Origin of the sequence: Paenibacillus mangrovi (assembly GCF_022898935.1) — a bacterium.
GTDB classification, from domain to species: domain Bacteria; phylum Bacillota; class Bacilli; order Paenibacillales; family Paenibacillaceae; genus Paenibacillus_AQ; species Paenibacillus_AQ mangrovi.
This window is the reverse complement of record NZ_JALIRP010000012.1, coordinates 21,237-35,122: the sequence shown is the minus strand read 5'-3', so window position 1 is coordinate 35,122 and position 13,886 is coordinate 21,237. Positions and strand designations below refer to the sequence as shown.

General features: G+C 44.1%; 7 protein-coding genes. 6 read left to right on the top strand and 1 reads right to left on the bottom strand.

Annotated features, from left to right (window positions below; translation table 11 throughout):
• The first annotated feature begins 156 nt into the window (after positions 1-156).
• Together yyaC and MUG84_RS22620 are read left to right on the top strand one after the other, a co-directional pair.
• The gene (yyaC, locus tag MUG84_RS22625; RefSeq protein WP_244729235.1) at positions 157-738 is read left to right on the top strand and encodes a spore protease YyaC; all 582 of its coding nucleotides are present in this window, start codon (positions 157-159) and stop codon (positions 736-738) included.
• Positions 739-843: 105 nt separating this feature from the next.
• The gene (locus MUG84_RS22620) at positions 844-1,632 is read left to right on the top strand and encodes an alpha/beta fold hydrolase (protein ID WP_244729432.1); all 789 of its coding nucleotides are present in this window, start codon (positions 844-846) and stop codon (positions 1,630-1,632) included.
• Between the two features lie 103 nt (positions 1,633-1,735).
• Here MUG84_RS22620 and MUG84_RS22615 read toward each other — a convergent pair whose 3' ends face one another.
• Positions 1,736-4,111 carry an AraC family transcriptional regulator gene (locus MUG84_RS22615; protein WP_244729233.1) on the bottom strand — a complete coding sequence of 792 codons (2,376 nt, stop codon included), beginning with the start codon at positions 4,109-4,111 and terminating at the stop codon, positions 1,736-1,738.
• A gap of 248 nt (positions 4,112-4,359) precedes the next feature.
• Between MUG84_RS22615 and MUG84_RS22610 the strand changes: the two genes are divergently transcribed.
• From MUG84_RS22610 to MUG84_RS22595, 4 genes are all read left to right on the top strand, one after another.
• A complete protein-coding gene (locus tag MUG84_RS22610; RefSeq protein WP_244729231.1) occupies positions 4,360-5,331 on the top strand; it encodes an ABC transporter permease in 972 nt (323 codons plus the stop codon).
• 12 nt (positions 5,332-5,343) lie between these two features.
• On the top strand, positions 5,344-6,213 hold the full coding sequence (locus MUG84_RS22605) for a carbohydrate ABC transporter permease (protein ID WP_244729230.1): 870 nt from the start codon (positions 5,344-5,346) through the stop codon (positions 6,211-6,213).
• Between the two features lie 65 nt (positions 6,214-6,278).
• Complete coding sequence (locus MUG84_RS22600; protein ID WP_244729430.1) at positions 6,279-7,850, top strand: ABC transporter substrate-binding protein; 1,572 nt, start codon at positions 6,279-6,281, stop codon at positions 7,848-7,850.
• A gap of 191 nt (positions 7,851-8,041) precedes the next feature.
• Positions 8,042-13,807, top strand: a complete 5,766-nt coding sequence (locus MUG84_RS22595) for a discoidin domain-containing protein (protein WP_244729228.1) — start codon at positions 8,042-8,044, stop codon at positions 13,805-13,807.
• The last annotated feature ends 79 nt before the right edge of the window (positions 13,808-13,886 follow it).

Below are 13,886 nucleotides of genomic sequence, written 5' to 3'. Positions count from 1 at the left end.
ATTCATCCTTTCCATATTCTTTTCTTAAGGCAAGCTGTAACCATTGTAGCATGTCTTTTCGTCCGGTACAGGAAAATGATTTTTCTTGCCGGAGGTTTTGCAGTAAAATCAAAAGAAAACCGCTGCCGGAAGAGCAGCATGGGAGGGCCGTTAGCCATGTCGATTCAAGATCCTCATCTCATTCGCGGGATGGGCGGAAGCCGCAAAAAAATGGATGCCGAAGGACTCCATGATTTTTTTATGGATATCCGCAGCCGACATAACCAAGATCAAATTACCTTTTTGTGCATCGGCACGGACCGTTCCACTGGTGATGCGCTCGGGCCGCTGACGGGAAGCGAGCTCTGCACCTACGGCTTTCCCCATGTCATCGGGACCATGGCTTCTCCATGCGACGCCTCCAGCCTGGAAGCCCGCATTACGGAAATTCCCGATAACCATATTGTGATTGCCATCGATGCCTGTTTGGGTCAGCCGCTGTCTGTCGGAAGCTATCTGGTTTCAGACGAGCCGCTTTTCCCTGCACAGTCGGTGGGACATGCGCTTCCAGCTGTCGGGCACTACAGTGTCGCTGCTGTTGTTAATGTGAAAGGGCCCAAGCCTTATGCCACGCTGCAGATGACTTCGCTTTATCATGTCATGACGATGGCCGGACAGATTGCATCAGCCGCTGCAAGTGCATTCGGGCTTACATCCAAAGCTCACGGAGACCGCTTCAATAGTTGGCCATTAACTTGATCATATGGGAGTATAATCTGGAATATAGGGTGCAAATATGCGATTTGGAACGAAAAACAGCGTTTTGCAGAATCTTCAGGAAAGAAGGGGATCATCATGATGAAAATGAATAAAATGGTTTATGACGGATATACGCTTTATTATGCCGATCAGGGAGAAGGGGAGCCTGTCGTCCTTCTTCATGGTTTTTGCGGAAGCTCCGGGTATTGGGAACAACTTGTACCGCTCTTATCCAGCAGCTGCCGCTGTATTGTACCTGATCTGCGCGGACACGGCTTATCGGATGCCCCGCTGGGAGCTTATTCGATCGAGCAAATGGCGGACGATTGCCTGAAGCTTCTAGACGAGCTTGATCTGCCGAAGGTTACGATGCTTGGCCATTCCATGGGCGGTTACATTACGCTTTCTTTTGCCGAGCGCTACGCATCCCGGTTAAACGGCTTCGGCCTTATTCACTCGACGGGATACGCGGATGACGAGGTGGGCAAGTTAAAACGGTTGAAGGCGGTAAGCACCATCCAATCCGACGGAATTACCGCATTTATCGACGGACTAGTTCCGGGATTGTTTGCACCAGAAACTGCGAAGTCTCATCACGAGCTGATCGAAAAAGCGATAGAGATAGGTTATAAGACGCCTCCACAAGGCGCTGCGGGTGCGGCTATGGCTATGCGTGAGCGTCCGGACCGACGGGATGTCATTTCCGCTTCGGCGCTGCCGGTTCTGCTGGTTGCGGGGGAAAAAGATCAGATTGCCCCTGAAGCAAAGGTATTTACCACAGGCCATCCGAACATTACGAAAGCAACGATTCAGGGCGCAGGCCATATGAGCATGATGGAAGCGCCGGAAGAGCTGGCTGGGGTCATCCAGAGCTTTTTAAAGCGAGATCGTTAATATGCTGAAGGAAGATGATTCACCCTATTACAGCTTCATGTGATGAACAAAAGCCGGAGTCTCTCGCAGCGAGAGGTTTCCGGCTTTTTTGTCGTCGTCATTCTCAAGGGACATACTCATCTTTGATCTTGACGGCATTAAGTCTATATTCGGTTAGCGAGATGCCAAAATATTTTTTGAAGCTGGTATAAAAGTAATTCGACTTTTCCATGCCGCACTTCTCCAGAATTTCATTGATCGGCATGCTGCTCTGCTCCAAATACTGCTTGATCTTCTCCATTCGGACCGCCGTAATGTATTCCGCTACGGATTTACCCGTTGAATTCTTGAACAGTTTACCAAGATATACGGATGATAGGGAAAGAACCTCTGCACAGCTATTCAGGGAAAGGTTTTTATCCGAGTAGTTTTCACTGATGAGTTCAATAACCGATTCCACGATCTCATTCCTTTTTCGGCTCTTCACATCGCTTTTTAGAACAATAATCTCATCAATCAGGCTGAAAATGGTCTGTTCGATTTCCTCAAGCGTTTCCAGGCTGTTTACTTTACTGAGAAAATCAATGGAGATGGAATTCAATTTGGATCGCTTACCGTCAACGATATGGTTCAGAGCGTTGTAAATCGTAAAAAACAGATAGATGGTCGATGTAATGATATTGTCATAAGAAGAACGCTCAATCGCTGTGATAATCTCCTTGTATGCTTCTTTCGCGGATTCGCCCTTTCCGAGTTTAAGAAGATCAATGAGTTGTTTTTCTTTGGCACTCGGAAAGTAAAAGCTGCTGCTATCAATATTCTGCAAAATTTCCGGTGTAAGGATGCTAAAGTGTCCGTATTTGATTCTATACATCGAGAGATTAAGTGTGTCTTCATAAATATTTTTTATTTCCAAGGAAGATTCAATAACGTAGCCCAGCGTACCGGATAACGAAATATTCAAATACTGTTTGACCTGATGTTGAATTTTGTGAGCGATGGTATAAAACGTGCTGTATAAAACCTCTGGATTGGATGGCTTCCCACTCAAGTCAGCCAGGACAACAAAGTGGTCGGAGGCGGTATCAACAACTTCGTTTCGAAAATGTTCTGAGGTAATTTCTTTGGTTATATTGGCAATCGCATATTTATATAAGGATCTGTCCTTCTCATTGTGCTTATCGGTAAACTCTTTGTAGAAGTCGATTTTTAACAGATACATAAACAGATGGTTTGTAAAATCCAAATGTATATTGAGTTCTTTATTTGCAACTGCGATAGAATTACTCGGAAGCAGGACCTGACCACTCAATACTTGTTTTAAAAAGCTGTTTTTTAAGAGGGGCGTGCTATCCCTTTTCATTTGCTCCAAAATGACTGTTTTATCGAACATTCCATTGAAAGCGCTCGCAAGAAAACTGACCTCATCCATATGATTTTCCGGCTTGCTTTCCTGGTTTAGTTTTTGCTTTATGCCTTTCGTAAGGGCGCCGATTGGACGATACAGCTTTACGGAAGCAAGGAAAGCGAAAAATAATCCCAGGAGCAGGATCATCAAACAAAATCCAATGGTAATCGTTCCATTTCTTTGGACGCTCGAGAAGACGGTTTCATACGGCGTTATGCTGAGAAAAATCCATCCCAAATTCTCAGATGAAACATAGGAAACGACGACTTTTTTATGATCGAGATGATCGAAAAAAGTGCCGGAGGAAGCCTTAGTAGAGATGGCTTTTTGGAAATAGCCTTGATCAGCGATTTGCTGCATGAACATGTCAGGCGAAGAGTGGCTTACGATCACACCGCTTTTATCGACTACCAAAAGCTCGTTGCCATCACCGCTCATCTTGTTGTCAATGGATGAAATCGTCATTCTAAGCCAATCGGCATCTACGTTCAAAACAATGGCACTGTTGAAGTTTTGCCGATTGTCACTCGTATCGAACAAGATATAGGTGTATACATTCACGTATTCCGTATTGGAGCCTTCTGGATTAGCGATTCTTCTAGGAATCGGATAAAGGATCGGAGTCTTGCTATTTTGAGGAAGATTCAGCATCTGAATAATCTCCCTGTCATAAAAGTCGGAGCTGCTGTAAAACGTGTTCGATGGAGTAGCGATGATCGTGTCAATTTTTCGATTATAGACATAGGCGGACTGTATGTAGGTGTTGGGTATGGCTAGAGCACTTAATGTTTGAATGGCCTTGCTGATGTTCAGAATATCCTCATTATTGCTGTTTGCGAATGCGATGATGGAGTTATTTAGCGACAGCGATTGGCAGAATTTCTTGGAGAGGGTATCCATATATACGGCGCTGTAGCTGGTTTTGGACAAAATATCGGTCTTCATTTCTTTCAGCATTTCAATGGATGAAGAAGTGTAGTTATAGTACAGCATGGAAGAAAGGACAAAGATCAAGGCCGTTATAATGGCGACGAAGGAGATGAGCAGTTTTTTAAACATGCTGGTACGTGCCTTAAAAGAAACCAAGTTCAACCGAAAATCCCCCTCTTTATAGAATGGAAGATGATGTTAATGTTAAGTTTATTTTATCGGATTAAGGATTAAAAAGAAACGGAAAAAATGGTTTGAAATGCGGTGAAGAATCATTTTTTAGAGATTTAGTGTTATTTTGGAAGTAGATGATCTAAAAATCGGAGTTATTTCTAAATCTTATTGTTTCCTTTCTTGAGGCACGAAATTATGATTGGCAGTACAAACGAATTCAAGGAGGACATCAATGGATGATAACCACGAGCTCTAAGACCAAATCAACAAGTGTTCGTCGACGATTACCTTTTTTTAGTGAAATCATTAGGAACAAGACGTTTTATGCCATGATGCTTCCCGGGCTGCTCTTCATTATTATTATTTATTACTTACCGATGTTTGGGGTCGTCATTGCGTTCCAGGAATACAACCCGTTTAAGGGGATCCTGGGAAGCCCATGGATTGGCTTTAAAAATTTTGAGTTTCTTTTCAAATCAGATGCTCTTTTTCAAATTACCTTCAACACGATCTTTTATAACATCATATTTATTATTCTCGGTATTGGACTTGCTATGATTACTGCGATCCTGATCGATGGAATTAGTAACCGCTTTCTTGCAGGTGCATACAAAAGCATTTTGCTTCTTCCTTACCTGCTGTCGTGGATCGTAGCCGAATATTTGCTTTATTCTTTTCTAAGCGTGGATAAAGGAATTTTGAACCATCTCCTTCAAGGGTGGTTTGGAATAGATCCTATACAATGGTACTCGGAACCCATTTACTGGAGATTTATTCTGCCGGCGGCTTATGTTTGGAAAAACGTGGGGTATTTTGCTGTCATCTTTGCAGCGGGTATTTCCGGGATCTCGACAGATTATTATGAGGCGGCCAAAATGGACGGCGCCAGCAGATTTCAGCAAGCGTTCCGAATCACGATTCCCATGCTTGCTCCCATTACGATAACCTTAGTGCTGCTGCAGGCCGGGAAAATTTTCTACGCTGCTTTTGGAGATTGGGGCATGTTTTATAATTTGCCTAGGGAATCGGGCGTGTTATTCAGCGCAACCAATGTCATCGATACTTACGTATATCGAGCCCTTAAGCAAATGAGCGATTTCGGAATGTCGACAGCGGTTGGCTTCTACCAATCTTGCGTAGGATTCGTTCTCGTTCTTGTATCCAATTATTTTATTCGACTTTATGATCGTGACAGTGCTTTGTTCTAGGAGGATGGCGAAATGAAACAGCTTTCTTTATCGAAAATTGCAATTAATTTCAGCTTTATGGTGTATTCCGCAATATGCATAATCCCTTTACTCCTTGTTCTTTCCGTTTCGTTAACCGATGAACAGTCTATATTCCAGAACGGGTATCATCTCATTCCACAGAAATTCAGTTTTGATGCTTACACATATATCCTGTCGGGGAATTCCCCCATACTAACAGCATATGGAGTTACCATTATTGTTACAATCGCAGGTACACTGCTTCATCTCGTGATCTCTTCGATGTTTGCCTACAGCCTCTCAAGAAATGAAGTCAAGTACAGAAATGTGGTCTCTTTTCTGGTGGTATTTTGCCTGCTGTTCAGCGGGGGATTGGTACCATGGTATATTTTGCTCTCAAAATACCTTCACCTTAAAGATACGATATTCGTTCTCATATTGCCTTATCTGGTTTCATCGGTGAACGTATTGATCATGAGGAATTTTTTCAGAACGATTCCGGAATCCATTATAGAATCTGCAAGAATCGATGGTTCAGGCGAATTCAATACGTTTTTAAAGCTGGTCGTTCCCTTGTCGACACCTGTACTGGCTACAATCGGGCTATTCGTAGCGGTATTTTACTGGAACGATTGGTTTACAGCCGCCCTTTTCATTGAGAACAGCAAATTGTACACGCTGCAGTTTCTCCTTCAGTCCATCATGAACAATATAGCTTTTCTCCAGGGGAATGCCTTGACAGCGAGGGCTGCCGCGATGCAACCGGATGAGACGGCCAGGATGGCGACATGCGTCTTGGCAGTTGGGCCGATCGTGATTACATACCCTTTTCTGCAGAAGTATTTCGTAAAAGGGCTTACACTCGGCGCGGTAAAATCTTAAAGGCTGCTTTACCGGGTATCCACCCGTTTAGCTAATATAAAAAAATTGGAGGTCATGAGTGAGTGATGAAAATGAAAAAACTATTAGGTATTACAGCCGCGCTTTCGATCGTGCTTTCAGGTTGCGGGACCAGCAGTAAAGAGGAACCGACTGCGACCGATTCGAAGAAGCCGGAAGGAGCTGCGACTGAACAGACAAAGGAAGAAGCTTTGAAGCCAGTAGAGCTGACGTACTACTTCCCGAACTCGCCGCAGAAGGATTTGCAGTCTGTAGAGGATGCCTTGAACAAGCTTGTTCAGCCGAAAATCAATGCCACGATTCATCTCAAGCTGATTGACTGGGGAGCATATGAGGAGAAAATGAAGGTCGTCATGGGTGCGGGTGAACCCTACGATCTGGTCTGGACGGCATCGAATTTTAATAACTATTTCCAAAACGTAGCCAATGGGGCGTACGCGCCGCTGGATGAATTAATTGACAAATACGCTCCTGACACGAAGAAAGGGATACCCGATAAGTTCTGGAAAGCCGTTACTGTAAAAGGGCAAATTTACGGCGTTCCTGTCTTTCAGCAATCAACCGCCGGATATGGCTATGAAATCCAAAAAACGGTAGCAGATAAGTACAAACTTGACTGGAAATCCGTTACGAAGCTGTCGGATTTGACGCCGTTCCTTGAAACGGTAAAGAAAAACGAGCCGAATCTCATTCCTTGGGAATATAGTCAGGGGGTTGATCCATTCTTTACAGCTCCGCCTATGTTCGGTCTGGAATCTTTAGGCGACCCTAAGACTCCGGGGGATCTGTACTTAAAAGACGGCAGCAAGGTAATCAATCAGTATGAGACTCCGGAATTCAAAGAATATGTAACGATGATGAGAGACTGGTACACCAAAGGCTATTTAAGGAAAGACGCTGCAACCTTAAAAGAAACATCAGCAGACCGTAAGGCAGGTAAAAACGCTCTGGTGTTAGGCCAGATCGATCTGGGCACCGAAGACTTTGAAAAAGCCGGTATGGAATCGCCGGGAAGAATGTCTAACTTCAACAAAGATGTGCAGTCTTACGATATGCAATTTGTGAAGCCGCTGCTGACGACCGATAAGGCTGCAGCGACCATTACGGCCATATCTGCCAATTCTCCGAACAAGGAAAGAGCAATGATGTTCCTCAATCTGCTGAACACGGACAAGGAAATTTACAACACGCTTGTCTGGGGCGTTGAGGGCAAGCATTACAAGAAAGTAGCCGAGAATCGGATTGAAACGAACGCAGACGGCGGCTATCAAATCTTTGCTCCTTGGGAATTCGGCAACATGACGCTTTCGTATTTATCTGAAGGAGACCCAAAAGGTGGAGAAGTCGACAACAAGTTTTTGAATATGTGGGTTGATCTGAATAAAAATGCGACCCCTTCCAATGCGCTCGGATTCGTATTTGACTTTACGCCAGTGAAGACCGAGAAGGCAAACGTTGATGCTGCCATCGATGAGCTATACTATGCCATCTCCAGTGGTTCTGTAGACCCTGAAAAGTACTTGCCTCAATTCTTAGAGAAATTGAAAACTGCAGGAGCCGACAAGATTATTGCTGAGAAGCAAAAACAATTGGACGCTTGGAAAGCGGAGAACAAGTAGTTAGTTATTTTATCAGGGGACTTTCATATCCTATTATGAGGATATGAAAGTTCTTTTTTGCTTCTCAGCTTCATCTCGTCAATACACGAAAGCACTTTTAAGAGAGGGGTTATCGTAAGGTTGTAGCTCTTCTTTCTCTCCAACATAGTTCAGCTCTGGAAATCAAATTTTAAGAACTGGAGGAATAACATATGTGGAAAAAAAGGTGCCTGGCCATTATCTGTTCTGTTTCAATGATTTTCACAATGTTTTTTCAAACGACTACAACTTCAAATGCCTATGCCGATCGTATTGACGACCAGTTGCAAATGGAAGAAACGAATCAAGACGCTGCTGTTCAAGAACCTGAAGAAGCATCCACAGGAGCAGATGCCCCAAATAACAGTGTGACCGACGCTGTCTACAGTTCAGATAAAGTTGACACCACTATTACCACAAAATTACCAGCAGATTTTCCGGCAATAGAAGCACTAACAAATGTGGCAAAAGGTAAAGGGGTAGAGAGCAATCTCCTTTGCTATAATGGATCGGGTGGCCCGCACACGTCCGACAAATTAACCGATGGCAATTTGAAAGAGTTTGCGCAAGTAGATGGTTCAAGTGTCATCGGCGCTAAAGATTGGGAGCTTACTGTCGATCTAGGAGCGACAAGCGATATTAATTTAGTTGTTTTCCGCAAGCTGAATTTAGGCTTTGGAAACAATAATAATGTGACCCAATATACGATCCAAATATCGAATGACAAATCTACCTGGTCTCAGTTAGGTGAGCTAGTGGATGAGGGGGGGAGTACGTATAATGATATGTACTTTATGCCCACGTCTACACAGCATGCCCGGTATATTAAACTGTTCATGCCGCAAGCGAGTAATTGGGCGGTAGCAGGAGAGCTTGAGGTTTATTCCAAAAAAACGAATTCAAATGAAGGCATAGATTTGTCCCTGTATCCTAACCTTGCATTAGGCAGTAGAGCTAGCATAAGCGAACCTGAATATAGTGGTCATCCTGCTACTCATGCTGTAGATGGACGATTAAACAGTTATGCGCAGGCAGATAAGGGGCAACCATTCGATCTTACTCTGCAGCTTAAAGCAAGAAAGACATTCGACACGATAGTTCTTAAGGGTTGGTATAATGATTACTTCAAACAAGATCAGCGTGTGAAGAAGTTCCGTATTTTAGCTTCTGATGATGGTCAAACGTGGAAAAACGTGGTTGAACACACGGTTACAACAGAGGAGCTAAAAAAGGATATCCAAGTTTCTTTTGCTCCTGTGGAAGCAGTGTATGTGAAATTTGAAATGCTTGAGGCAGATGCTTGGTCGGCTATACTCGAACTAGAGATTTATGACGTACACAAGTTGCCGCGCGTTCAAAGTAATTTCCTTACGAATTCTACCCTTACAAAAGACGACTTAATTATATTAGAATCGGTTGAAGGTTCCATTATTTATTACACAGATGATGGAAGTGACCCAACCAGCTCGTTAACCAAAAAGCTTTATCAAGGGCCTATTTCAATAGCAGGGGACATGACGATTAGGGCTTATGCTATGAAAGAGGGAATTCGCGATTCTGAAGTAGCAAATTACGTATATTATTTGGGTACTGAAGAAAATGTAGAAAATGTGGCTGCGGGCAAAACGGTTACAGCATCTTCTTCTCTGACTGGTTATGAAGCAGCCAAAGCGATTGATGGGAATACAACGACTTCATGGCAGCCGGCCAATAATAATGCTGGTCAGTGGATCCAGATCGACTTAGGAACCTACTATGATTTTTACAAGCTAAAGATGAATTGGGTTGAAGATGCAGCTAACTATAGATATGTGGTGGAAACCTCTTCGGATGGATTTTCTTGGTACACGTATGCCAATAACAATTTGGGCTCTATAAGTTCCATGGATCATGTATTTTCAAAACTTGAAACACACCGAAAATATATGAGAATCAAGATACTGGGTGCAAAAAGCGGTAAAAAGTTGGGGATACGTGAAATTCAGGTATTTGCCAAGCCAAGTGAAGTGGTTCCTGTAATTCCCATGTATGATGAGCCTAATACCGATAACTACGACCGTGTAGTTGTAAATCCTATTCCGATAGAAGTAGATGGCGTCGAAACTTCAAAGATTTCACTCGACGGAATGTGGTACTTTACGATGCATCCGCAAAATGGATTCTGGAGAAACTCCACCGATCTTTCTTCCTGGGATAAAGCAAGAATACCTGGCGACCTGGATGCCGAGGGATTTGCGGTGTATAAGCCTGAAGACCCCGACTGGACCGGCGGATATGGAGATGCTCCTTTCTATCCAGGGAATAACATGGAGATGCCCTACAAGCAGCAGGTTTTTGTTCCGAATGATTTTGCAAATAAAAAGGTATTCCTGCGTGTAGACAAGGCATTTAGCTTCGCTCGAGTATGGGTGAACGGCAAATTCGTTCGCGAGCACCGCGGCGCATTTAACGCATGGGATGCTGATATAACGGATTATATCGTACCAGGGGAGAATAACTGGATCACGGTAGCAGTCACTGCTGAAGGAAACGATGGCTTCAGCTTTGTCGAACTGAGATCTTTGAGAGGCATCCTTAGCGACATCGTGATGTATGCGACTCCCAAGTCCTATTTGAACAGATTGCACGTGGAAACGGATTTTGATGATGACTACAATAATGCGACCCTTACGGTTATGAGTAATGCGTTCCTAGAAGCAGGCAAGACCGCTGATGTGGAATTGTCATTAAAAGATATGAACGGTGAGGACGTTCCTCTTACTCCCGGCAAAATCGAAATCGCAAAATCCTTTACCGATTACAATGTGAACATCCCCATTAGCAAACCCGCCAAATGGGATGATGAGCATCCGAACCTTTATGAGTTAACAGCCAAGCTGAAGGTAGACGGTTCTGTTATCGAAACGGTAAAGAAGAAGATCGGCTTCCGAAAGATCACGATAGAGAAAGTGAATGGCGGAAACGTATTTAAAATTAACGGTGTAGCTAGAAAGCTTCATGGCGTAAACTATCATACTGTTTATGGCGGCGATGGTATTGCCTACGATATGGACTCCGAAAAGCTGCTATTGGAAAAGGCAAAGCAGAATAATATTAACTATATTCGTGCAGCGCATTATCCTCTCTCTGATAAAACGTTGGAGTTATGCGATCAACTGGGGATCTATGTAGAGCAGGAAAATTCCATAACCTTTGATTTCACACCAGGCTCAAATTCCGACGTGAAATACCGTAACTATCTGCTGCATGCCGTAAGCGAAATGGTAGAAAAGGACCGCAGTCATCCTAGTATCGTGATGTGGTCTATAGCCAATGAGACATCGTGGGGCGAAAATCATAGATTGACAAGCGAGTATATCAAAAAAGTGATTCCGTCTATTCCAACGAAATTCTCTTGGGGCGGCCAGGTACCGGATAATGCTCCAATAGATATTCATAGTAACCACTATAAATTCGATGGTGTAGGAAAAGCTGGCAGACCTACAGTGTGGGATGAGTATGCTCATGACTATAGTCATGGTAATGAAGCTCAAATTCGTTTTGATCCCGGATTGAGAGAAAATTACTATCAGGTCATTAAGCAGAACTGGGAAGAAATTTATAGCAATCCAATCAACCTGGGTGGAGCGATTTGGGATTATACAGATAATACTTATGAGGGAAAAAATAGAGTGATGGGTAACAGCAACTGGGGACAGATCGATGCTTGGGGCAGAGATAAGCCTGAGATTTGGGCGACTAAAAATGTCTATGCGCCTCCACAGTATAAGGGTGCCGATGCTGTTTCTTATCCCGGAAAGTCCGCACCCTTAAAGCTGCAGTACGAGAATCGATATGATACGGTCAGCTTTAACGATGATGATTTTGAAATTCTTTATACTGTCGAAGGAAAGGGGAATGGCACGATCACTAGCAGCTTGGCGCCTAAACAGACAGGCGATATCGAAGTGCCAGCGCCTTCGCAGGGGTGGCAGTTAGGCGACAAGATCACCGTTGAGTTTTACAAAACAACTGCCGGTATCAGACGTAATGTAGTAACCAATAGGGTGACGATCGGCACACCAAAGTACACTTTCGCGAAAGGAAATGTTGTTGCTCCTGAAGTTAAAGACGCTGCGGACCGTATAATGGTTACAGGCGATAACTTTGAGATTTCATTCAGCAAAACAACAGGCAAAATTACCGGCGGATCTTATAAAGGAGAACCGGTGCTGGTTGGCGGTCCACATCTAAACCTGGGTATGAACAGTTTAGGAGATTGGACTTTGAGCAACCTGTCTTATGAAATAAAAGATGGTTCTGCTGTTATTATCATTGACGGTAAATATGGTGATATGGGTTGTGTATTCACTTTGAATATTGACTCAAGCGGCAGGATAGAAACGAAATATCAAATGAAGAACTCATCCAATATCGGCACATATGAAGTTGGCCTGGCCTATGATTTAGCTTCAAGTACAGACACAATCTCTTGGCAGCGCGATGGTTATTTAAACTTCTATCCAGATAATCAACTGGGTAGACTTGCAGGAACTGCTGTGAAGGAAAACGAATGGAAACGGCAGTACGGAGTTAAACCTGCCATGGAGTGGAAGGATGACGAAAAAGATTTCTATCACTATGGCGTTAATGATCAAGGAGGGCGCGGAACTACCGACTTTAGAGCGTCAAAGACGAATCTATACTATGCGGAAATGGGTTTTAATAATTCCGATGCAGTCGTTTCCGTATTCGGCAATGGTACCGGATCTGTTCGTGCCAGCATCAACCCGGATCAAAGCGTTCGTTTGAATATTAACAATGCCTGGGGCTATCCTGTAAACGGTTTGGCTGGAATAGGAGAAAAGAAGGTCAGCGTTGCTCCGAACTATACGAATACTGCAGTGATCAGCATTGCAGATACCAAGAATAATTATAACCTAACCTATGAACCCGTTATGGATAACATTGCACGCAAAGCTTCAGTCACGGCTTCATCGCAATACAATGCCAATTTTGCCCCGTCTAAAGCAGTGGATGGAATCATAGGCAGCACCAGTGAATGGGCGTCTAAAGGAGAGATGAATCCTTGGATCCAGTTGAATTGGGCTTCGCCTCAAACGATCAACACGATCACCTTCTATGATCGGCCTAACTTATCGGACTGGGCACCCGGCGGGACGCTTACTTTCAGCGACGGGAGCACTTTGTCGGTGTCAGGAATCCCGAATGATGGAAGCGGTTATTCAGTAACCTTCCCGAGCAAGACGGTAACATGGGTCAAATTCCAGGTATCCGGCGGAAGCGGTGCGAATGTTGGTTTGTCGGAAATCGAGGTGTATAATGTACCGCCGACGAATACAGATTCATCGCCGCCCATTACGACAGATAACGCTCCAACCGGATGGGTCAATCAGGATACAATCATCACTTTGAACGCCGTTGATGTCGACTCTGGTGTAGCGACTACTTATTTCACTTTAGATGGAGGCGCCGAGCAAAGTGGCAATACGATTACACTTAAGACGGAAGGAATTCATACGCTTGTTTATTGGAGCGTAGACAAAGCAGGTAATGTAGAGGAGAAGCGTACTGCAACCGTTAGGATCGACAAGACGGCACCAACGCTAAGCGTTCAGCTCGATCAAGCATCTCTTTGGCCGGCGAATCATAAAATGGTAACTGTAAATGCCACGCTGGATGCAAATGACGCTGAATCAGGGGTTGCCTCCGTCGTGTTAACCTCCATTACAAGCAACGAACCAGATAGCGGGCAAGGGGATATTCAAGCTCGTATAGGTACGGAGGATACTTCATTCCAATTACGTGCCGAAAGACTAGGTCAAGGCTCAGGACGTATTTATACCATAACCTACACAGTAACTGATAAAGCAGGGAACACAGCGGTTGCAACTGCAACCGTAACGGTGCCTCATGATCAATCAGGGAAATCTGAGTAGCCCCTCATAAGCTAGAAGCCATCTAAAGCAACGGGGAACTTCCATGTGTGTTTTTACAGAGCATCCATAGGGAGTTCCC